The sequence below is a fragment of the Vitreoscilla massiliensis genome (assembly GCF_001457815.1).
GTDB classification, from domain to species: domain Bacteria; phylum Pseudomonadota; class Gammaproteobacteria; order Burkholderiales; family Neisseriaceae; genus Vitreoscilla; species Vitreoscilla massiliensis.
Genome location: NZ_LN898216.1, coordinates 65260 through 85796 on the forward strand (window position 1 = coordinate 65260; position 20537 = coordinate 85796).

General features: G+C 51.6%; 23 protein-coding genes. 4 read left to right on the forward strand and 19 right to left on the reverse strand.

Annotated elements, in window-relative coordinates; genetic code table 11:
- Window positions 1–108 precede the first annotated feature (108 nt).
- From pcaD to BN3003_RS00940, 12 genes are all read right to left on the reverse strand, one after another.
- The gene (gene pcaD, locus BN3003_RS00885; protein WP_058304858.1) at window positions 109–891 is read right to left on the reverse strand and encodes a 3-oxoadipate enol-lactonase; all 783 of its coding nucleotides are present in this window, start codon (window positions 889–891) and stop codon (window positions 109–111) included.
- A gap of 9 nt (window positions 892–900) precedes the next feature.
- Window positions 901–2109 (reverse strand): 3-oxoadipyl-CoA thiolase, encoded by a 1209-nt coding sequence (gene pcaF / locus BN3003_RS00890; RefSeq protein WP_058304859.1) that lies wholly within the window; start codon window positions 2107–2109, stop codon window positions 901–903.
- 59 nt (window positions 2110–2168) lie between these two features.
- Window positions 2169–2819, reverse strand: a complete 651-nt coding sequence (locus tag BN3003_RS00895; protein ID WP_058304860.1) for a 3-oxoacid CoA-transferase subunit B — start codon at window positions 2817–2819, stop codon at window positions 2169–2171.
- A gap of 12 nt (window positions 2820–2831) precedes the next feature.
- Entirely contained in the window at window positions 2832–3503 is a 672-nt protein-coding gene (locus BN3003_RS00900) for a 3-oxoacid CoA-transferase subunit A (RefSeq protein WP_058304861.1), read from the reverse strand.
- Between the two features lie 66 nt (window positions 3504–3569).
- A complete protein-coding gene (gene benE / locus BN3003_RS00905) occupies window positions 3570–4769 on the reverse strand; it encodes a benzoate/H(+) symporter BenE (protein ID WP_058304862.1) in 1200 nt (399 codons plus the stop codon).
- A gap of 18 nt (window positions 4770–4787) precedes the next feature.
- Window positions 4788–5570, reverse strand: a complete 783-nt coding sequence (benD, locus tag BN3003_RS00910; RefSeq protein ID WP_082625476.1) for a benzoate diol dehydrogenase BenD — start codon at window positions 5568–5570, stop codon at window positions 4788–4790.
- Window positions 5571–5584: 14 nt separating this feature from the next.
- On the reverse strand, window positions 5585–6601 hold the full coding sequence (gene benC / locus BN3003_RS00915; protein ID WP_058304864.1) for a benzoate 1,2-dioxygenase electron transfer component BenC: 1017 nt from the start codon (window positions 6599–6601) through the stop codon (window positions 5585–5587).
- A gap of 83 nt (window positions 6602–6684) precedes the next feature.
- Window positions 6685–7185, reverse strand: coding sequence for a benzoate 1,2-dioxygenase small subunit (gene benB / locus BN3003_RS00920; protein ID WP_187119834.1), 501 nt, complete (start codon window positions 7183–7185; stop codon window positions 6685–6687).
- Window positions 7182–8567, reverse strand: a complete 1386-nt coding sequence (benA, locus tag BN3003_RS00925) for a benzoate 1,2-dioxygenase large subunit (RefSeq protein ID WP_058304866.1) — start codon at window positions 8565–8567, stop codon at window positions 7182–7184. The genes benB and benA overlap by 4 nt, the downstream gene beginning before the upstream one ends.
- Before the next feature lie 84 nt (window positions 8568–8651).
- Window positions 8652–9578, reverse strand: a complete 927-nt coding sequence (catA, locus tag BN3003_RS00930; protein WP_058304867.1) for a catechol 1,2-dioxygenase — start codon at window positions 9576–9578, stop codon at window positions 8652–8654.
- A gap of 93 nt (window positions 9579–9671) precedes the next feature.
- On the reverse strand, window positions 9672–9962 hold the full coding sequence (catC, locus tag BN3003_RS00935) for a muconolactone Delta-isomerase (protein ID WP_058304868.1): 291 nt from the start codon (window positions 9960–9962) through the stop codon (window positions 9672–9674).
- Between the two features lie 14 nt (window positions 9963–9976).
- On the reverse strand, window positions 9977–11086 hold the full coding sequence (locus BN3003_RS00940; RefSeq protein WP_058304869.1) for a muconate/chloromuconate family cycloisomerase: 1110 nt from the start codon (window positions 11084–11086) through the stop codon (window positions 9977–9979).
- Between the two features lie 109 nt (window positions 11087–11195).
- On the opposite strand from BN3003_RS00940, the gene BN3003_RS00945 reads away from it, so the two are divergent.
- Window positions 11196–12110 (forward strand): LysR family transcriptional regulator, encoded by a 915-nt coding sequence (locus BN3003_RS00945; protein ID WP_058304870.1) that lies wholly within the window; start codon window positions 11196–11198, stop codon window positions 12108–12110.
- Between the two features lie 202 nt (window positions 12111–12312).
- Window positions 12313–12579 (forward strand): hypothetical protein, encoded by a 267-nt coding sequence (locus BN3003_RS18725; RefSeq protein WP_147645289.1) that lies wholly within the window; start codon window positions 12313–12315, stop codon window positions 12577–12579.
- A gap of 189 nt (window positions 12580–12768) precedes the next feature.
- On the opposite strand, the gene BN3003_RS00950 is transcribed toward BN3003_RS18725, so the two are convergent.
- From BN3003_RS00950 to BN3003_RS00980, 7 genes are all read right to left on the reverse strand, one after another.
- The gene (locus BN3003_RS00950; RefSeq protein ID WP_058304871.1) at window positions 12769–13767 is read right to left on the reverse strand and encodes a homoserine dehydrogenase; all 999 of its coding nucleotides are present in this window, start codon (window positions 13765–13767) and stop codon (window positions 12769–12771) included.
- A gap of 94 nt (window positions 13768–13861) precedes the next feature.
- Window positions 13862–14236 carry a hypothetical protein gene (locus tag BN3003_RS00955; RefSeq protein WP_058304872.1) on the reverse strand — a complete coding sequence of 125 codons (375 nt, stop codon included), beginning with the start codon at window positions 14234–14236 and terminating at the stop codon, window positions 13862–13864.
- A gap of 101 nt (window positions 14237–14337) precedes the next feature.
- Entirely contained in the window at window positions 14338–15171 is an 834-nt protein-coding gene (locus BN3003_RS00960) for an NYN domain-containing protein (RefSeq protein WP_234332978.1), read from the reverse strand.
- The gene (gene greB / locus BN3003_RS00965) at window positions 15172–15690 is read right to left on the reverse strand and encodes a transcription elongation factor GreB (RefSeq protein WP_058304874.1); all 519 of its coding nucleotides are present in this window, start codon (window positions 15688–15690) and stop codon (window positions 15172–15174) included. It abuts the gene before it with no gap.
- Window positions 15680–17410, reverse strand: coding sequence for an exodeoxyribonuclease V subunit alpha (recD, locus tag BN3003_RS00970; protein ID WP_058304875.1), 1731 nt, complete (start codon window positions 17408–17410; stop codon window positions 15680–15682). Before recD ends, greB begins: the two co-directional genes overlap by 11 nt.
- 18 nt (window positions 17411–17428) lie before the next feature.
- Window positions 17429–18133 (reverse strand): lipoprotein-releasing ABC transporter ATP-binding protein LolD, encoded by a 705-nt coding sequence (lolD, locus tag BN3003_RS00975; RefSeq protein ID WP_058304876.1) that lies wholly within the window; start codon window positions 18131–18133, stop codon window positions 17429–17431.
- Window positions 18126–19376 carry a lipoprotein-releasing ABC transporter permease subunit gene (locus BN3003_RS00980; protein ID WP_058304877.1) on the reverse strand — a complete coding sequence of 417 codons (1251 nt, stop codon included), beginning with the start codon at window positions 19374–19376 and terminating at the stop codon, window positions 18126–18128. The genes lolD and BN3003_RS00980 overlap by 8 nt, the downstream gene beginning before the upstream one ends.
- A 144-nt stretch (window positions 19377–19520) precedes the next feature.
- Between BN3003_RS00980 and BN3003_RS00985 the strand changes: the two genes are divergently transcribed.
- Together BN3003_RS00985 and BN3003_RS00990 are read left to right on the forward strand one after the other, a co-directional pair.
- Window positions 19521–19982, forward strand: coding sequence for a nucleoside deaminase (locus BN3003_RS00985; protein ID WP_234332980.1), 462 nt, complete (start codon window positions 19521–19523; stop codon window positions 19980–19982).
- A gap of 90 nt (window positions 19983–20072) precedes the next feature.
- Window positions 20073–20519 (forward strand): SRPBCC family protein, encoded by a 447-nt coding sequence (locus tag BN3003_RS00990; RefSeq protein WP_058304878.1) that lies wholly within the window; start codon window positions 20073–20075, stop codon window positions 20517–20519.
- Window positions 20520–20537 lie beyond the last annotated feature (18 nt).

Below are 20537 nucleotides of genomic sequence, written 5' to 3' on the forward strand. Positions count from 1 at the left end.
CCTATCCGAAACACGCAGAGAGATCATATTTCTGTTGCTCACGACCTGCACATGCAGGAACAGAGCGTGGACAACAGAACATCAGTTACAACAAACTGTATACCTTTTTTATAAGGAATCTAAGAATTCCCCCAAGGCTTGGTTAAACGCCTCAGGCGCTTCGATATTGGAAATGTGTGATGCGGGTATCGCATACAACTTACTGCCAGCCACCGCCACTTGCATGAATTCAGCATCGGCCACCGTGGTCACAGGGTCTTCCGTGCCCGCCACAAGCAACAGCGGGATTTGAATTTCACCCAATTGCGCGCGCACATCGGCCACGGCCAAGGCTTCACAACAGCTGGCATAGCCTTCGGCGCTGCCGGCGGCCAAGTCTTGTTGCATTTTGCTGATGGTGTCGGGATGGCTGCTGACAAAGTCGGCGGTAAACCAACGACCGGCAGCAGTTGAAGCGATGGGATGCAAACCTTGTTCACGCACCAAGGCCGCGCGTTCCCGCCATGGGCCTTCTTGACCGATTTTGGCGGCGCTGTTGCACACGCTCACCGACAAGAAACGCTCGGGATGGTTAATCGCCAACCACAAACCGGTAATGCCGCCCATAGAGATGCCACAAAAATGCGCTTCCTCCACTTGCAAATGGTCTAACAAAGCCAGCACATCCTCGCCCAGTTCCGCCAAGGTATACGGGCCTTTTGGTGCGCCCGACAGACCATGACCACGGGTGTCGTAACACACCACACAGTAAGCGGCCTGTAATACCGCATATTGCGGCTCCCACATGCTCAAATTGGTGCCCAAGGAATTGGAAAAAATCAGTGTGGGCTTGCTGGCATCGCCAAAGATTTGGTAATGCACATCGTGACTGCTCAGTTTCAAAATCGCCATGCCCTGCCCCTATTCCACACGCTCAAGCAACAGCGCAATGCCTTGACCCACGCCTATGCACATCGAACACAAGGCATAACGGCCTTGGATGTTTTCCAAATGGTTCAAAGCAGTGGTGACCAAACGCGCACCAGAAGCGCCCAACGGATGGCCGATGGATATCGCGCCGCCATTCGGATTCACATGTTCGGCGCCATCGGGCAAACCCAAGTCGCGGGTACAGGCCAAGGCTTGCGCGGCAAACGCCTCGTTCAATTCAATCACGTCTATGTCTTCAAGCTTCACGCCGGTTTGTTGCAGCAATTTTTTAATCGCTGGCGCTGGGCCAAAACCCATGATGCGCGGCTCGACGCCGACGGTGGTTGCACCGATGATTTTGGCACGCGGTTTCAGACCGTATTGTTGCACCGCTGCGACGGAAGCGATTAACACCGCGGACGCGCCATCGTTAATGCCTGAAGCATTGCCTGCGGTCACCGTGCCATCTGGTTTGACCACGCCTTTGAGCTTGGCCAAGGTTTCCAACGTGGTGCTTGGACGGGGAAAACCATCTTTGTCCACCACCACTGGATCGCCTTTTTTCTGCGGGATGGTCACGGCGATGATTTCTTTGTCGAAATAGCCACGCGCTTGCGCGGCGGCTGTGCGCTGTTGGCTGGTCAAGGCAAACAAGTCTTGGTCGGCGCGCGACACATGGAATTGCTCGGCGACGTTTTCAGCGGTTTGCGGCATGGTTTCCACGCCGTACAGCTCTTTCAATTTCGGATTGATGAAGCGCCAGCCCATGGTGGTGTCTTCAATTTTTTGTGTGCGTCCAAACGCGCCATCAGATTTGCCCATCACATACGGCGCACGGGTCATGGACTCGACGCCACCTGCGATGATGAGGTTGGCTTCATCTGCTTTGATGGCGCGTGCGGCCATCGCAATCGCGTCCAAAGACGAACCGCACAAGCGGTTGACCGTGGTCGCGGGCACTTGGTATGGCAAGCCTGCGAGCAAGGCCGACATGCGACCGACATTGCGGTTGTCTTCGCCGCCTTGGTTGGCACAGCCATAAATCACATCGTCTACCGCTTCCCAATTCACGCTGCTGTTGCGCTCCATCAAGGCCTTAATCGGCAAAGCACCCAAATCGTCGGCACGCACACTGGCCAATTCGCCACCATAACGGCCAAACGGCGTACGTATCGCATCAATAATGTAAGCGTTCTTCATCTGTTTTTCCTTTGTGACTTGTTTTGATGTAGCGACCTGTTTACAGGCCGCTTTCATGCTTAATGGGTGGCATCAATCAAGGTCGCGCCTGTCAATGCTTGCAATTCGTCAAAACCCAAACCATCGACTTTTTCGATGACTTTCAAGCCGTCTGGCGTCACGTCAATGACACACAAATCGGTGTAAATGCGGTTGACGCAATGCTTGCCTGTGACAGGGTAAGTCAATTCGGCGACGATTTTCGGTTCGCCCGCTTTGGTCACATGGTCGGTGGTGACAAACACTTTTTTCGCGCCCACGGCCAAGTCCATCGCGCCGCCAACTGCCGGAATTGCATCGGGTGCACCGGTGTGCCAATTGGCCAAATCGCCATTGGCCGCTACTTGAAATGCGCCCAACACACAAATGTCCAAATGGCCGCCACGCATCATTGTGAACGAATCACCGTGGTGGAAAAACGAGCCACCAGTGAGCATGGTCACATACTCTTTGCCCGCATTAATCAACTCAGGATCTTCTTCGCCCGCTGGCGGTGGTGGGCCAAACGCCAATAAGCCGTTTTCCGAATGCAAGAACACGTCTTTGTCGGCAGGCAAATACTTGGAAATCTTGGTAGGCAAGCCTATGCCCAGATTCACATACGCGCCATCGGGAATGTCTTGCGCCACACGGGCGGCAATTTGGTCACGCGTCAGTTTGGTATAAGTCATGTTGGTTTCTCCTTACTGCGCCGGCGCAACTTGCACCACGTGTTGAACAAAAATGCCGGGGGTGATGATGTGTTCGGGATCAAGCTCACCCAAAGCCACGATTTCATTCACTTGCGCAATGGTGCAATCGGAAGCGGTGGCCATGATGGGGCCGAAATTGCGCGCGGATTTGCGGTAAACCAAATTACCCCAACGGTCGCCTTGGTAGGCTTTGATTAAGGCAAAGTCGGCACGAATTGGGTTTTCCAACACATAGTCTTTGCCTTCGTAATGCATGGTTGGTTTGCCTTCAGCCAATAAAGTGCCGAAGCCTGTTGGCGTGTAAATCGGGCCCAAACCCATGCCAGCGGCTTGGATGCGACAGGCCAAATTGCCTTGTGGCACCAATTCCAATTCAATTTTGCCGGCCAAATACAATTCATCAAACACCCATGAATCGGATTGGCGCGGGAAAGAGCAAATCATTTTGCGCACTGCGCCGGTTTTCAACAATTTGGCCAAGCCATAATCGCCATTGCCGGCATTGTTGTTGACGATGACCAAATCTTTCACGCCCAATTCAATCAAGCCATCGATGAGTTCAGCCGGTTGACCTGCGGTGCCAAAGCCACCAATCATCACGGTATTGCCGTCTTTGATTTGGCCAACTGCTTCCAGTAAAGAAGCGGAGGTTTTGTCTATCATGTTCTTCTCTATTCTCTCTAAATGCGGCCTGTAAACCCGATACTGCGTTTACCAGCCCGGATGGTATTAGACTTTAGCCACCTGTTTGACAGGGCGCTTGTTTAAGATCAAATGGGCGACGATACCAATGCAAATGCCCCAAAATACCGAATTCAAACCCAAAAACTTCATGCCCGAGGCGCTGGCTAAGAAGGTAATCAACGCCGCATCACGCTGTTCTGGATTGGCCATGGCCATGGACACATTGGTGGCAATCGCGCCCAACAATGCCAAACCTGCCAAAGCCGCCACCAATTCCTTGGGCAACAGACTGAACAACATCACGATGCTGCCAGCAAACAAACCGCCGATGATGTAGAAAATACCGTTGGCGATGCCTGCAATGTACCGCTTATCCGCTTGCTCGTGCGCATCTTTACCCATGCACAAGGCTGCGGTAATCGAAGCCAACACGATGGTGATGCCGCCAACAAACGCCACCGCCAACGACACCACGCTGGTGGCACTGATGATGGGTTTGGCTGGCATGTCGTAACCACTGATTTTCATGATGGCCATGCCGGGCAAAAACTGTCCTGACAGGCTGACCAAGATCAGCGGAATGGCCAGATTGAAGACACTGTTCCACGTCCATTCTGGGGCGATGAATTGCGGGATGGCCAAGGAGAAATCCACGTCCACAGGATTCATTTTGCCACCGGCCAAACTCAAGGCCACACCAGCGACCAACACCCACACCATTGCATAACGCGGACTGAAGCGCTTGGCCAGCAAAAACACCAGCAACATGCCAAACACAATCACCGGCATGGTGTCGGTGGCCTTGAACAAGCCCAAACCGAACTGAAACAAAATGCCGGCCATCATTGCTGCGGCAATGTCTTGCGGTATCCATTTCAACAACACATCAAAATAGCCGGTGATGCCGATCAGAAAAATCACCACCGCCGCAATGATGTAAGCCGCCACCACCTCATTCAAACTGATGTGCGGAAACAGTGTCACCAGCAGTGCCGTTCCCGGTGCCGACCATGCGGTAATCACCGGCACTTTGTATTTCACCGACAGGTAAATCCCTGCCACGGCAGCGCCGATGGAAATGCCCCAAATCCACGACACCATCATGTCGTTAGACACATGCGCATTCTGAGCGGCCTGAAAGAAAATAATCAAAGGCCCAGAATACGAAATCAACACCGCCAAGAAACCTGCTACCGTGGCCGACACAGACCAATCGTTTTTAATGCTTTGCAAGGCATTTGGCATGACTGCTCCCCGTATCGATTAACCTTGATCGCCGCCGCCCACAGGCACGACCGTACCCGTCATGTAAGACGAATCATCCGATGCCAAAAACAAAATGGCATGGACCTGCTCTTGTATCGTGCCATAGCGGCCAAAAAACGTCCTGTCGCGGGTTTGATCCACCACCGCCTGCATCCATTCTTGCTCAGCTGCCGACAAAGGATTGGCATTGCGCGGAATCTTGCGCGGTGGTGCTTCGGTGCCACCGGTAGCGACGGCGTTGACACGGATGCCATCGGCGGCGTGTTCAAACGCCAACGATGCGGTCAAGGCATTGACGCCACCTTTGGAAGCCGAATACGGAATGCGGTTGATGCCGCGGGTGGCGATGGATGACACATTGACGATGGTGCCTTGTTGATTTTTAATCATTTCCGGCAACACTGCACGGCAACACCACATGGTCGGGAACAGCGAGCGGTTTACTTCTTTGATGATTTCCGCTTCGGTGAATTCTTGAAACGGCTTCATCCAAATCGCGCCGCCGACATTGTTAATCAACACATCGATGCGACCGAATTTGTCTATGGCCGCCGCCATCGCCGCTTCGGCGCCCGCAAAAGTCTCCAAGTCTGCCAACACCATGATGGCCTCAGCCCCCAAGGCGTGCACAGCTTGCAACACGTCTTGCAGTAATTCGGATCGGTCGACCAATATCAGTTGCGCGCCCTCACGAGCGGCCTGTAAGGCCACACCCTCGCCTATGCCTTGGGCAGCGCCAGTGACCACCACCACTTTGTTCGTAAATCGTTGCGTTTGCATGATGGGTCCTTGGCTTAATTGGCAGAGAATTTTTCAAACAAGAAATTGGCCGGTTTCACGCCTTCGCTGTCCAACCAGCCACGCACTGCCTCAACCATCGGCACAGGGCCACACAAATACACGTCGACATCGCCACCATTGAGCCACTCGTTTTCAATGTGTTGGGTCACATAGCCTTTGCGCTCATGATTGCTATCGGCATCGACCACCACAGTACGGAATTCAAACCATGGCAAAGTGTCTTGCAGGTTTTGCAAGGTTTCCATAGACACCAAATCGCAATCGCGGGTCACGCCAAACACCAAACGCACTGGCTGTTCCGAGCCTTCTTTTTGCAACACTTGCAACATGGACAAGAACGGCGCAATGCCCGTACCGCCAGCCAACATCACTACAGGCCGCTTGATGGGGCGCAAATAAAAGCTGCCATTGGGGCCAGTGAAGGACATTTTGTCACCGACTTTGGCAAGCTGGCTCAAATAACCACTCATCTTGCCTTCGGGCACGTTGCGCACCACAAAACTGGTGCGGCGGTTGCCCGGCTCGGAGCTGAAAGAATACGAGCGGTGTTCTTCTGTGCCGGGGATGCCCACGTTCACATATTGACCGGCCAAGAAATGAATGTCGGGTTGGTCTTCGTCCAATTCGATGTCAAAGGTAATGGTTGAATCCGACAATTGGTTCACATCGGTCAACGTGCCTTGGTATTTGTGGATGGTGGTTTTGCACACTTCAGACGAAGCCAAGATTTGGAACACCGCATCCGAGGTGACTTTACATTGGCAGGCCAACACATAGCCTTGTTCGGCTTCTTCAGGGGTTAAGGCATCTTCGATGTAATTGTCTTCCGGCATGTCATAAGTGCCGGTTTCACAGAACGCGCGGCAAGTGCCACAAGCACCTTCACGGCAATCCATGGGAATGTTGATTTTTTGACGGTAGGCGGCGTCTGACAAGACTTCATTATTGGCAACGGTGATGAAACGGGTCACACCATCTTCAAATTGCAAGGCGACTTTATGATTAGACATGATTCGGTCCTCTTCTCTCTTTGTTGTGTTCCAACGCATCATGGCGGCGGTTAACCTAAGCCAACCGCCAACTGTGCTTATTTTTATATGTGATACACATCAATCACTTGGTTGATGTAATCGTTTTTCAGTACCACGTACTTGCTTAAAATCTGCGGCGCATCACCGGAAAAATCGATGACGTAACGCGACATTCCAAAATAGCTGTAATTGGTTTTGTAGCGGAAACTCAAGGTATTCCAGTTAAAGCGCACGGTGGCTAGGTCGCCATTGCGCTCAATGATTTCAATATTGGCGATGTTATGGCAAGTGCGGGTGTCGGGCATGGTGGCCGATGAGCGCTCGGTTTTGATGCGGAACACACGGTCTTCCAAGCCTTGGCGGTCTGGGTAGTAAATCAGCGAAATTTCCGATTGTGGGTCTTCGGTCAATTTGTCGAAATCGTCCCAAGCCGGCATCCAAAATGACGCCGTCGGTGCGTAACAAGTCAACCAGTTGTCCCATTCTTCGTCGTCTAAGTAACGCGCTTCGCGGTATAAAAATTGGCTGACAGCTTCTACGGTGATTTTTTCGTTGCTCATCATGCCGCTCCTTCTGCATCTGCAATGGCTTTTTCCACTGCAATGGCGTGTTTCATCGTCGCTAACCAGTGTTGGTGTTGCGCCAAATACAAACCTTCGTCTTCGGTTTTGATGCAGCTGAGTTTCGGTTTCAGGCCGATTTCACTGGCAGCTTCATCTGGGCCTTGTATCCAGTGTTTGGAGCCGCGGCACATGTCGTTCCATTCCAGCTCTATGCCAGCATAACCGGCTTGGCAAGCACGGAATTCTTCCAAATCGTCGGGGGTTGCCATGCCTGAAGCATTGAAGAAGTCTTCGTATTGGCGAATGCGGCGTGCGCGGGCGTCGGGTGCTTCACCCACAGGGGCGATGCAGTAAATCGTCACTTCGGTTTTGTTGACCGAAATCGGGCGCAACACCCGAATTTGCGAACCAAATTGGTCCATCAAATACACATTCGGGTACAAACACAAATTGCGCGAGCGTTCTATCATCCATTTCGACATCGCTGCACCGTATTTTTCGGTGTATTCGGCGGCTTTAGGGAAGTTAGGACGGTCTTCGGGATTGCCCCATTGGGTCCACAACAACATGTGGCCATTGTCAAAACCGTAAGAGCCACCGCCTTGCTTGCCCCAAGAGCCTGCGCTCATGGCACGCACATTGTCGTTCTCTTGTTGTTTTTCTTTGCGCTGTTGCGTGGTCGCGGCGTAATTCCAGTGCACGGCCGACACGTGATAGCCATCGGCACCGTTTTCAGCAGTCAGTTTCCAGTTGCCTTCGTAAGTGTAGCTGGATGAACCGCGCAACACTTCCAAGCCTTGATCGGATTGGTCGACAATCATGTCGATGATTTTGGTGGTTTCGCCCAAGTATTCGGTCAAAGGCAAGACATCGGCATTCAAGCTGCCAAACAAAAAGCCTTTGTAGCTCTCAAAACGTGCCACTTTTTTCAAATCGTGTGAACCTTCGTGGTTGAAACAATCTGAATAACCGGCTTCGCCTGGGTCTTTGACTTTCAGCAATTTGCCTGAGTTATTGAACGTCCAACCGTGAAATGGGCAGGTGTAAGTGGCTTTGTTGCCGCGTTTGTAACGGCACAATTGCGCGCCACGGTGTGAGCAGGCATTAATCATGGCATTGAGTTCGCCATTTTTATTGCGGGCAATCAATACCGGTTGACGGCCGATGTGGGTGGTGTAGTAATCGTTGTTGTTGGGGATTTGGCTTTCGTGTGCCAGATACACCCAATTGCCTTCAAAGATGTATTTCATTTCCAAATCAAACAGAGTTTGATCGGTAAACACGGAACGGTGTAATTTAAACTCGCCGCTTTCAAAATCTTCAACCAACAAATCATCAATGTGATCCAGATGGCTGACGCTGAGAATAGGGATAGAGGGCATGATGTTCTCCAATCAAACACTGTCTGTTTTTCCATCAAAGCGGCTTTACAGGCCGCTTTGATGCTTGTTTTATGACTTCAGGTGTTAAGCAGCAACGCGGCGGCGCTCTACTTCAGAAGAAGGAGCCGTGTCCTTGTCTTTCACCAATTCCACATTAAAGGTAATGTGTTTGACTGGACGGCTGCCATCCACGCCCAAGCGTTTGATTTCAGCAGCATCGGTCACGTCGGTGGCCACAGCCACCAAACCATCACGGGTAGCGAAGGCGAAGTCATCCCACAGGTATTGGTCACCCTCAATATTGAATTGGGTGGTCAATTTGCGGTAGCCCGGTGCAGACACGAAATAATGCACGTGCGATGGGCGATTGCCATGGCGACCCAATTTGTTCAACAAAGCCTGAGTCGTGCCTTCTGGAGGACAACCATAGCCCACTGGCATGGTGGTTTGCGCCAAGTAATGACCATTGCCATCGGCGATGATGGTGCGGCGCAAATTGAATTCAGATTGGCGTTTGTCAAAGAATGAGTAAGTGCCCAGACCATTGGCGTGCCAGATTTCGACTTTGGCGCCTTCAATCACATTGCCTTCAGTGTCTTTTACCACGCCTTCGATGAACAAAGTGTCCAAGGTGTCTGATTCAGAACCATCGTCCATGCGTGCAAAACCCACGCTTTCTGGCGCACCAGACACGTATAACGGGCCTTCAATCGTGCGTGGCGTACCGCCAGTCAAACCGGCTTTGGCATCGGCTTCATCAGCACGCAAATCCAAGAAATGCTCCAAGCCCAAACCTGCCGCCAACAAGCCCAACTCATTGGCTTGACCCGCGTCAGTCAGGTACTCAATGCCTTTCCACAATTCGCTTTGGCTGATGTCCAAATCTTCAATGGCTTTGAATAAATCACTTAACAAACGCACCACCACTTGTTGCACCCGTGCATCGACTGGGCCCGTGGCTGTGTCCACATTCATTTTTGTAACCAACGCGTCAATTTTTGCATGTTCCATCGTAAAACTCCTTTGTAATAACTGATTGTTTATGATTCACTGAATTAAGGTGTCGTCACACTTCTGCGAGTGCATCGCCACACCTGAAACTGCTTATGAGTCGTCGTCACGCACCGATGACGGATGACGATTCAATGCCATTACCTCCACATCCATATACGGATACAAAGGCAGACCTTGCAAGATGGTGTGTAATTCTTCATTGCTGGCCACATCAAAAATACTGATGTTGGAATACTGGCCCGTCACGCGCCAAATGTGGCGCCACTTGCCTTGACGTTGCAAGTCTTGAGAATAGGCTTTCTCAACGGCTTTGATTTCGGCCGCTTGTTCAGCTGGCATATCCAAAGGGATATGCACGTCCATGCGCACGTGAAACAGCATGATGTCTCCTTGGGTTATTGATGACGCAAAGCGTCGATTTTGTTTTCGTCTACCACTACACCCAAACCCGGTGCTGTTGGTAAGTGCAATTCAAAGTCGCGGTATTGCAGCGGCTCAGTCAAAATTTCTTCGGTCAACAGCAAAGGCCCAAACAATTCGGTGCCAAAAGCCAAGTTTTCAAACGTGGCAAACGTGTGAGCAGAGGCGATGGTGCCTATTGGACCTTCCAACATGGTGCCGCCATACAAATCAATGCCAGCCAATTTCGCCACCGTAGCCACTTCTTTCGCTTCCAATAAACCACCCGATTGGGCAATCTTCACCGCAAACACATGCGCACCGTGATTTTTGGCCACACGGTAAGCGCTGTATGGGCCAGTCAAAGCCTCATCCGCCATGATTGCCACATCAAAACGCTCGGTTAAGCGGCGCAGCGCATCGGTGTTTTCAATCGCACACGGCTGTTCGACCAAATCGATGCCGCCGTCTTGCAAGGCTTGGATGCCGTGTATGCATTCCATTTCCGACCAAGCGCGGTTCACATCCACGCGCACGCTCACGTCTTTGCCCAAAGCCTGTTTGATGGCAATCACGTGCTCCACATCTTGTTGCCAAGGGTTGGAACCGATTTTCAATTTAAAGGTGTTGTGGCGTTTGGCCGCAATCATTTTTTGGGCTTCGGCAATGTCTTTGTCAGTGTCGCCCGAGGCCAAAGTCCACAATACTGGCAAGCTGTTACGCAAACGGCCGCCCAACAATTCGCTCAAAGGCACGCCCAAGCGCTGCGCTTGGATGTCGAGCAAGGCGGTTTGCACCGCACATTTGGCAAAGCGGTTGCCATTAATGGCTTTGTTGACCTGTTTTAAGGTTTGCGCCACATTGTCGCTCTTGTCTTGCAACAACAAGGGAGCGAAATAATGTTCGACATTGGCTTTCACGCTTTCAGGGCTTTCAGCGGCATAATTCAGGCCGCCTATGGTGGTGGCTTCGCCCCAACCGACCAAGCCGTCTTCGGTGGTGATTTTCACCAATACCAAGGTTTGCACCTGCATGGTGGTAACCGACAGTTTGTGCGGTCTGATGGTAGGAATGCCTACGATTAAAGTGTCTACTGATGTGTACATTTTTTCACTTTCAATCTTGTTTGATTGCTCTGTTTGATATACCTTAAAAGAATGAATTACATATGTCCAAGATTGAATTTGTATTTTTCTATACTTTAAAGGTATTGATATGGAATTACGGCATTTGCGCTACTTTGTGGCAGTGGCTGAGGAGCAAAGCTTTACCAAAGCCTCGGAAAAATTGTTCATTGCACAGCCTCCATTGAGTCGACAAATTCAGAATCTGGAATCTGAATTGGGCATACAACTGTTCGAGCGTGGCAGCCGGCCGTTAAAGCTCACCGATGCCGGACAATTTTTTTACCAACACGCCGTCACTTTATTGGCCAAGGCCGAAGAAGTGAAAACCATGACCAAGCGCATCGGTTTGATAGAAACCACCATACGCATGGGCTTTGTCGGCTCTTTGCTGTATGGCCTGTTGTCGCGCATCGTGTATGCGTTCAAACAGCAACAACCACAACTGAAAATCGAACTGATAGAAATGGGTACGGCGGAACAAATTCACGCCCTAAAAGAAGGCCGCATCGACATCGGCTTCGGGCGTTTGCGCATTTCGGATTCGGCGGTAAGGCGGGTATTGCTGCGCGAAGAGCGTTTGGTTTTGGCCACCCACAGCAGCCATCCGTGGGCCAACAATCAAGACGGCCTGTATTTGGCCGACATCGCCGACCAAGCCTTATTGCTCTACCCCAATACCCCCAAACCAAATTTCTCCACGCAAATTCTGGCTTTGTTTACCGAGCATGGTTTGGAACCGAAAAATCACAAAGTGGTGCGCGAAATCCAATTGGCTCTTGGTTTGGTGGCAGCGGGCGAAGGCGTGGCTGTCGTGCCCGAAAGCTCAAAAGCCATCCGCATCCCCAATTTGCATTACATTCCGCTCTTGGACAACGATGCCGTCAGCCCCATTTTCTTGGCCACCCGCAGCATGGACGACAGCGACTACATCCAATCCTTGTTCGACTGCATTTACCACATTTATGACGAAGAACACATTCCTTACCAACGCTATACTCCCTAAAGCAGCAATATAATCAAAAACATGCCTAGAGCAACTGCTTTTACACATGATTACCGGTGGTGTTTTTATGCCATAAGTGTTTATTTACATGGAACATTCTATGTAATGTAATTGTTTTTAAACACACAATAAATTGGATACAGAAGCAATCAATTACATGCAAACTTTAGACACATTTGTGAAGTAACAAAGCTATCTGAGTGTGGATGACTGCATAGAGCTGTACCGCAATGAAATCTGCACAGATGAGGTAGGGTTGTGGCGCACCAAAGAGGCTTTGGTAGAGGAGTTTCCAATGCTTTCAGCTCCGTATTTGCAATGGCTCTTAAGTGCCATCATTTTGTTGCGCCTCATGGAAAAAGGCGGCCATGCCGTGCCTGCCATCAATGGTGATGGCAAGGCTTTATTGGGCAAGCGGCAATATTTGCCCGCAGAAGCATCTGCGCAACATTTGGCACAATACTGTTGAGACCCTCCCGATTTTGGTGCCGACGGTTGTGGTGTGTGCTTGGCATCTGACTTAACGCTGGACGAGCGTGCACAAGGATGGGCCGCCTACAGAATGCGCTTGCCACAAGGCTATGCCTAAATACTCTGGCCATTTCAAATCAAGACAAAAGCGGCCTGTAAACTCCAATCAGCCATAATTCATATACTTTCAAGCCTGTTTGAGCAGATTTTCCAAGTCTTTCAAGGTAGCGGCAGCGGTCGCTTGTGGCGATGAAGCACCGCCTTGCACGCACAGTGCGCCCATTTCCCGCGTCACCACTTGCATGGCCTTGTTTTTGCCGTTCACGCGGTAAAACACATGTTCGGCATCGACGGCGCGCACCGCCACACCAGCGCTCACCTTGCCGTCTTGTACCGTGATATGGCCGATTAAACGCGGCATCAAGCCTTGCGCACGCCATGCGGCCATATCGGCGGCCTGTAAATGTGCCATGCCTGCTCTGGCAATAGTGTGAATGGTGAGGTCGGTATTGAATAAGGCATTGGCGATGATGGTGATTTTGGCGGCCGTGTCCCAGCCATCGGTGTCAAACGAGCTGTCGGCCTCAGCAATGCCGTCCGCTTGCGCTTGTTGCAAAGCCTCATCGAATCCAATGCCCGCGTGCATCATTTGATTGAGAATGAAATTGGCCGTGCCGGTGAATATGCCCTCTATCGCCAACACCTCACAACCGGCCAACTGTCTTTGCACAAAATCCACCGTCGGCAAGGCCGCCGCCGTGGCGCCGCTCACCAACAAAGACAAGCCCGCCTGTTTGGCCGTGTCAAACAATTCACGCCCATGCAGCGCCAAAGCGCCTTTGGAAACGGCTATCACCTGCATATTGTGGCGCAAGGCATGGCGCAAATACACCAAACCCATGCCGCCGGTTTGAAAATCGCTAGTCCCCGTTTCTATCAACACATCGGCCTGTAAGGCTTGCAAAAACGCCTCGCCCGTCAAACCCTCAGTCCAATTGGGCGACACCAAATCTGCAGCTTGCAAACCGTGTGCATACAAGATGCCCGCACGCGAACGGCACACGCCAACCAAACGCACATCAACGCCATAACGCTCGCGGTACGTGGCTTGGCGTTGCCACAACAATTGCGCGATGTGGCTACCAACATTGCCAAAGCCAGTAATGGCGACATTCAAAGTTTTCATAAGAGAGACACGTTTAATACAAGATGGGTGCAACATAAACGCGGACAAGCGGCCTGTAAAGGTTTACAAGCCGCTTGTTGATGCAAAATCCAGACTATTGCGGCGCTAGCAATTGGTAAGACTCGCGCGGCTCAGAGCCTTGATTGTGTTTTTTGAAATACTGCAATTGGATGCGCTGCCCTTGCTTCAATGCCAATCGCGGCACTGGGCTGATGTTGACATCTAACTCGGCCCGCGGCTTGAATGCGGCGCACTGACTGTCAGCGCGGCCACTGACGCTGACATGGCTGATGCGCAAACGCACCGACAAATCCGACCGTTCGTATTCGCCCTCAGGCCCATTGATGTACACCGTGCGCGTGGACGTGTCTTGCAACACCTTACCGTGTATCACACAGCTTTCCACATACGAAGCCTGCGCCCACACAGGCAATGCGACCAAGACCGTGATGCAGCCTATTTTCCACATGGCAAACTCCCGAAGTACGTTGTCCTCGCATTGTGGCAGCATCGAGCTGTTAGCTCAAATCCCAATGCTTACAGGCCGCATAATGCGGCCTGTAAGATGGTTTATTTCAACTTCACATACACATGCTTCTGGCTATTTAATTCTCGCTCTTCCCATGCAAAAATTTCTGGCAGCTTTTTAATCAATGCACTGAAGTTTTTTGCCCCAAAACTGCGTGGGTCAAAATCCACTTGCTTCAATTTCCAACGCTGCCCTACTGTAGACATGGGCAGCCATTCCTCCTCAGCATCTTCAAAAATGGAATGTATTAAATCTATGGGTAAGTCTTTTGTGGCTGTGTGCTTTGAATCCATTGATGCTGTTTTTGCAGCCACAGCTATATTGTCTTTGGCTTTCACCAATTCTGTTTCTTTAGCAACTTCAACAGGGTTTTCAACCACAGGATGCAAGTTTTCAACATAGGTAAAATGGCTACAAGCATTCACAAATGCCTTAGGTGTTTGCTTTTTCCCGAAGCCATAAACAGTTGCACCTTGCTCTTTGATTCGTATCGCCAATGCAGTGAAATCACTGTCACTGGAAATAATGCAGAATCCGTCAAAACGGTTGGTATACAACAAATCCATGGCATCAATAATCATAAAACCATCGGTCGCATTTTTACCTGTTGTATATGAAAACTGTTGCATGGGCTTAATCGCCAAATCATTGATGCATTTCTTCCAAGCATTGCCAACTTGGTCGGTAAAATTACCATAAATCCGTTTTACCGTCGCCTCACCATATTTGGTGATTTCACTAAGAATGTATTCAATGTCTTTGGCCGATGCATTGTCTGCATCTATTAACACCGCTATTTTTGAGATTTTCTCTTCTGATACATTAAAAACTGTTTTTTTGACCTGCATTTTTTCCCTTAATAAACTCACAACCATTCAATCGATTTTCTGATACGCCACCGCCACAATCTCGATCATTTCCAAGCCTTCGGGTGTGAACAATTTGACCTCGTCGCCTTCGCGCGCTTTGATTAAGGCGCGGGCGAGCGGGGAGATCCATGAGATTTTGTTGCAAGTGGTGTCGATTTCATCGATACCGACGATTTTCACCACTTGCTCGTCGCCGTTTTCACGCCAAATTGTCACCGTGGCACCGAAAAACACTTGGTCGGTTTTTTCGCGCGTTTCCGGGTCGACCACATCGGCGATTTCCAAGCGCTTGGTCAAAAAGCGGATGCGACGGTCGATTTCGCGCAAGCGGCGTTTGCCATATTGGTAATCGGCGTTTTCACTGCGGTCACCATTGCTGGCGGCCCAATTGACGATGTTGGTCACTTCGGGGCGTTCGCGGTGCACCAAGTGGTATAACTCGTCTTTCAAACGCTGCCAACCTTGTGGGGTAATGTAATTGCGCGCCGGCGCTGGCGCTTCTGTCGGCTGTGGTTTAGTGCTCATGCTGTAACAAATGTCCCAATACGGTGAGGCGTTGAACGTGGCGGATAGAGGCGGCCTGTAAACTGGCGACATCGCCCCAATACACAAAACGGTGTTTGGCGCGGGTGATGGCGGTATACAGCAAGGCGCGGTGGTAATCTTCGGCCGCTTCCAAGGCGCCCAACGGTGGCAATAACCACACTTCGGCAAATTCCGAACCTTGGCTTTTGTGCACCGTCATTGCAAACGCGTCTTCGTGCGCCGGCAAACGGCTCAAAGGCACGGCACGCATGCCTGCATGGGTCGGGAAAAACGCTTGCAAACGCCCTGCCTCATCGCGCAATACCACGCCGACATCGCCATTGAACAAGCCCATTTCGGCATCGTTGCGCGTCACCATCAGCGCTTGGCCGTGATACCAACGGCCTTGCTCTGCTTGCCAGATGCCTTGATTTTCCAAAATATCGCGCAAAGCCGCATTCACTTGTTCGGCATCGCGACGGCGCACGGTTAACAACATGCGCTGCGTCCACGCCTTGAACACCGCCTCAGGTTGACCCGCCGCGACGGTATGCCAATAGTCTTGCTGCGCCAACCACAGCGACCACGCCATATTGCGCGCATACTCAGGTGCGGCCTGTAAATCTATGTCGCCTTGCTCGGCAAACAAATCGGCAAATGTGTCGGTGCGCTGATGCAATACCGCTGCCGCCAAGCGGCCTATGCCACTGTCGGCACCAAAGCGGTGGCTGACAGTCAGGCGCGCGGTTTGCGCGGCCAATGCCGCAGGCTGAGCGCTGCTGTGCCAAGTGGCATCAGGCAACCAAACTTGTAAATTCGCCGCTTGCTCCGGCAATACTTGCGTTTGCGCCGGCAATAAAGACAGAAAATCGCCCATGCCCACTGGCGGCAATTGGTCAGCATCTCCCAGCAGAATCAAGCGCGTGTCGTCGCCGATGGCGGCAAGCAAATGGCCGAGCATGGAGCTATCGAGCATGGAGGTTTCATCGATGATTACGATGTCGTAAGGCAATATTTGCTCGGCATCGTATTTGGGCAACATCTTCGGCGGCATCATGCCCAACATGCGATGCAGCGTTTTGCCTTCCAAGGCCAATAAGGCTTGCGCCGTCGCTGGCGTCATCACTTCAGCATGGTGTTGCTGCAATTGTTGCAAGGAAAATCGCAGCGACTCGGTCATGCGTGCGGCAGCTTTGCCTGTGGGCGCGGCCAAGGCGATGCGCGGCGGCTTGGCCGCGCCATAGCTGAGCAAACACAGCAATTTGGCCACGGTGGTGGTTTTACCGGTGCCGGGGCCGCCGGTGATGATGGCCAATTGGTTGACGCAAGCGAGCGCAGCCGCTTGCTGTTGTTCTTGACTGGATTGTTCGGCAAACAGGCTTTTTAATAGGCTGGATAAGTCTTGTTCAGGGTTTACAGGCCGGCTTAGACGGCGCAAATGTGTGGCAATCTCGGCTTCCAATTGCCACACACGCCCCAAGGTCAATTTGTCGGCGAATTGGATTAACGGCGTTGACGCTTGCTGCGTGCCGCCGACTATGGGCTGCGCCGCATACGCGCGCGCTTGCTCGTGTTTGGCCAAGGCGATGCAACTGTCGCCATCGGCCAAAGCCTGAAACAAGCGCGGCAACAGCGCCTCAACCTCACCCACCACTGCGGGCGCAAACTTGGCCAAAGCCAGACGGGCGGCTTCAGCCTGCCACAGTGGAATCGTGTCCATAAGCGTCCTGTAACGAAATTACAATTGTTCGGCGGCCATAGAATACGGCATCAAGCGCCCCTCACGCATGGTGAGCATGCGCCCAAAGCGCGCGGCCAATTCCTCATCGTGGGTCACCACCACCAAGGCCGTGCCCATTTCGCGTTGCAAATCCAACATCAAATCCAAAATCACTTGCGCGTTTTTGCGGTCGAGATTGCCGGTGGGTTCGTCGGCAAGCAGGCATTTCGGCCGCGTCACCAAGGCGCGCGCGATGGCGGCACGTTGGCGCTCACCGCCAGACAATTCTGACGGTCGGTGGTCAACACGATTGCCCAAACCGACTTTTTCCAACATTTCCTTAGCGCGTTGCTCAGCCTCAGCCTTGCCAACCTTGCCTATGAGCAAAGGCATTTTGACGTTTTCCAAGGCGGTAAACTCGGGCAACAAATGGTGAAATTGGTACACAAAACCCAAGTGCTGATTGCGCAGCAAGCCCAATTCTTTTTGGCTCACGTCTTTCAGCGGTTGCCCCATCAAGCGCACTTCGCCACCACTGGGCTGATCCAAGCCGCCCATGATGTGCAGCAAGGTCGATTTACCGCTGCCAGAAGCGCCAACAATGCTGACGCTCTCACCTGGTTTCACCTCCAAATCCAAGCTCTGTATCACATCGACTTTGAGCTTGCCGTCTTGGTAAGTGCGCGACACATTGTAACAAGCCAATACCAATTCATTACTCATAACGCAATGCCTCCGCCGGTTGGGTGCGAGCCGCAGCCCAGCTTGGGTATAAAGTGGCCAAGAACGCCATCAACAAAGAAATCGCCGCAATGATGAGCACATCGCTCAAGCGCACGTCGCTGGGCAGGTAATCAATGAAGTAGGTTTGCGCGTTGATTAAGCGTTGGCCAGTCAATTGTTCATACCAATGCACGATTTTGCCGATGTTCAAACCCAGTATCACCCCTGCGACCACGCCAAACAGCGTGCCGAAGAAACCGGCCACCGCGCCTTGCACCATAAAGATTTTCATGATGCTGGCAGGCGACATGCCCAAGGTGCGCAAGATGGCAATGTCGGCTTGTTTTTCATTGACCGCCATCACCAACGACGACACCAAATTAAACGCAGCGACAATCACAATACAGCTCAAGATGATAGTCATCATTTTCTTTTCCAATTCCACGGCTTCAAAATAGCTGCGGTTTTGGTAAGTCCAATCGCGTGCCCACACGCTGGTCTGCTCGGCTTTGGGGATGATGCTGCCGGCCAAAGCCGGTGCTTCTTGCGGATTGGCCAACTTCAAACGCACACCGCTGACCGCATCGCCCATGCGGTACAGCACTTGCGCGTCTTTCAGGTTAATCATCGCCAAACTGGAATCGACTTCAAACATCTTGGTTTGCACCACACCGACCACATTGAACTGTTTCAAACGCGGCGTCACGCCAGCGGGAGTCACATTGCCTTCCGGCGTAATCACGGTGACTTTTTCACCCACTTGCACACCAAGCAACATCGCCAAATCCTTGCCCAAGATGATGTTGAACTCACCCTCGCGCAAATCGGCCAATTTGCCGTGTTCAACCTTATTGGCGTAATCGACCACCTTGCCCTCTTGCGCTGGGTCTACACCGCGCAATTGCACGCCGCGCATTTCACCGGAATTGGCGAGCAAGGCTTGATCGGCCACATACGGCGCCGAAGCCAACACTTCTTTGTTGCCCGCGACCATTTTTTGCAAGTCTTGCCACGGCCGTGCACCGCCCTCATCGAAAAAGCCAATTTCCATGTGTGGCGCTACCGACAATAACTGGCCACGGATTTCCTTTTGAAAGCCATTCATCACTGACAACACCACTATCAGCGCTGTTACCCCCAAGGCAATGCCTGCGACCGACATCACCGAAATAAACGACACAAAACCATTGCGTTTTTTCGAGCGCAAATAGCGAAGTCCGATCCACGTTTCCAACTGAGCCATTGATAGCCTAAACCGTTGACATAAAGAATGGGATTGTAACGATTTTGGCAGCACCCTGAAAGCAAGCCTGTGTTTGTTTACTTGTTCTAACTTGGCAAATTTGGCATCATCTGGCGTCAAAAACCCAGAATTTAAGGCAGCACAGTGAACAAAGAATACATGCAACAAGCGATTAGCGAAGCCCAAGCAGGCATACACGCCGGCCACGGTGGCCCGTTTGGTTGCATCATCGTCAAAGACGGTAAAGTCATCGGCTCAGGCCACAATGAGGTATTAAAGCAACGCGACCCCACCTGCCACGGCGAAGTGATGGCGATACGCGATGCGTGCAAAAACCTTGGCAGCCATGATTTGAGCGGCGCCGAACTCTACACCACCGCCGAACCTTGCCCAATGTGTTTGGGCGCGATTTTGTGGGCCAACATCGAACAAGTGTATTACGGCTGCAATATCCAAGACACCGACAACATCGGTTTTCGCGACGAGGTGTTCTACCGCGTCGCCACACCCGAAGGCAAAAGCCAACTGTTGCATGAATGTGCACGCGACGACTGTTTGGAATTATTCAAAGAATACACGGAACTAGATCACAAACAATTGTACTAAGCCCTTAAAGCGGCCTGTAAGTCTTTTACAGGCCGCTTTTATATCCATCAGCTGTGCCCACATAACAACAGCAACGATAAGGGTTTCACCATGCCACAATTACATTACAGCATACAAATAGAACAAGATCCGCTGACGGTACACCAAATCTTGGTCGACAAAGAGGCTTACAATACTTGGACGTATTCCTTCAGCCCTGAATCGGATTTCATCGGCGATTGGTCGGAAGGCTCGCACATGATGTTTACCTTTGTCGAACCCAGCCAGCTCAAATGGGGCATGGTGGCGGTGGTCGACAAAAACCAACCGGGCGAAATCATCGAATTGCGCTATCTGGGTTATATGGAAAACAGCAGCAATGAAGCGCTGCCCAGCTGGAATTCGGCCTTAGAAACCTACCGTTTCTTGCCCATCAGCAAAGGCACCAAGCTGTCGTGCACCTTGCAAGTGGAAAACAACGACGAGTGCATCGCCTTTTTTGACAAGGCATGGCCAGCGGCGCTACAACGCTTAAAAGACTTGTGCGAACAGCAATAACAGCCCATACACGCAGGG

Bases quoted from the DNA above. Each gene is read 5' to 3' on its own strand.
- benE (WP_058304862.1), bottom strand. From the start codon at position 4,769: ATGCCAAATGCCTTGCAAAGCATTAAAAACGATTGGTCTGTGTCGGCC.
- BN3003_RS00945 (WP_058304870.1), top strand. From the start codon at position 11,196: ATGGAATTACGGCATTTGCGCTACTTTGTGGCAGTGGCTGAGGAGCAA.
- BN3003_RS00895 (WP_058304860.1), bottom strand. From the start codon at position 2,819: ATGACTTATACCAAACTGACGCGTGACCAAATTGCCGCCCGTGTGGCG.
- BN3003_RS00960 (WP_234332978.1), bottom strand. From the start codon at position 15,171: ATGGTTGTGAGTTTATTAAGGGAAAAAATGCAGGTCAAAAAAACAGTT.
- catA (WP_058304867.1), bottom strand. From the start codon at position 9,578: ATGGAACATGCAAAAATTGACGCGTTGGTTACAAAAATGAATGTGGAC.
- BN3003_RS00980 (WP_058304877.1), bottom strand. From the start codon at position 19,376: ATGGCTCAGTTGGAAACGTGGATCGGACTTCGCTATTTGCGCTCGAAA.
- BN3003_RS00900 (WP_058304861.1), bottom strand. From the start codon at position 3,503: ATGATAGACAAAACCTCCGCTTCTTTACTGGAAGCAGTTGGCCAAATC.
- catC (WP_058304868.1), bottom strand. From the start codon at position 9,962: ATGCTGTTTCACGTGCGCATGGACGTGCATATCCCTTTGGATATGCCA.
- lolD (WP_058304876.1), bottom strand. From the start codon at position 18,133: ATGAGTAATGAATTGGTATTGGCTTGTTACAATGTGTCGCGCACTTAC.
- greB (WP_058304874.1), bottom strand. From the start codon at position 15,690: ATGAGCACTAAACCACAGCCGACAGAAGCGCCAGCGCCGGCGCGCAAT.
- pcaD (WP_058304858.1), bottom strand. From the start codon at position 891: ATGGCGATTTTGAAACTGAGCAGTCACGATGTGCATTACCAAATCTTT.
- BN3003_RS00940 (WP_058304869.1), bottom strand. From the start codon at position 11,086: ATGTACACATCAGTAGACACTTTAATCGTAGGCATTCCTACCATCAGA.
- pcaF (WP_058304859.1), bottom strand. From the start codon at position 2,109: ATGAAGAACGCTTACATTATTGATGCGATACGTACGCCGTTTGGCCGT.
- BN3003_RS00990 (WP_058304878.1), top strand. From the start codon at position 20,073: ATGCCACAATTACATTACAGCATACAAATAGAACAAGATCCGCTGACG.
- BN3003_RS00950 (WP_058304871.1), bottom strand. From the start codon at position 13,767: ATGAAAACTTTGAATGTCGCCATTACTGGCTTTGGCAATGTTGGTAGC.
- BN3003_RS00955 (WP_058304872.1), bottom strand. From the start codon at position 14,236: ATGTGGAAAATAGGCTGCATCACGGTCTTGGTCGCATTGCCTGTGTGG.
- benA (WP_058304866.1), bottom strand. From the start codon at position 8,567: ATGCCCTCTATCCCTATTCTCAGCGTCAGCCATCTGGATCACATTGAT.
- benD (WP_082625476.1), bottom strand. From the start codon at position 5,570: ATGCAAACGCAACGATTTACGAACAAAGTGGTGGTGGTCACTGGCGCT.
- benB (WP_187119834.1), bottom strand. From the start codon at position 7,185: ATGATGAGCAACGAAAAAATCACCGTAGAAGCTGTCAGCCAATTTTTA.
- benC (WP_058304864.1), bottom strand. From the start codon at position 6,601: ATGTCTAATCATAAAGTCGCCTTGCAATTTGAAGATGGTGTGACCCGT.
- recD (WP_058304875.1), bottom strand. From the start codon at position 17,410: ATGGACACGATTCCACTGTGGCAGGCTGAAGCCGCCCGTCTGGCTTTG.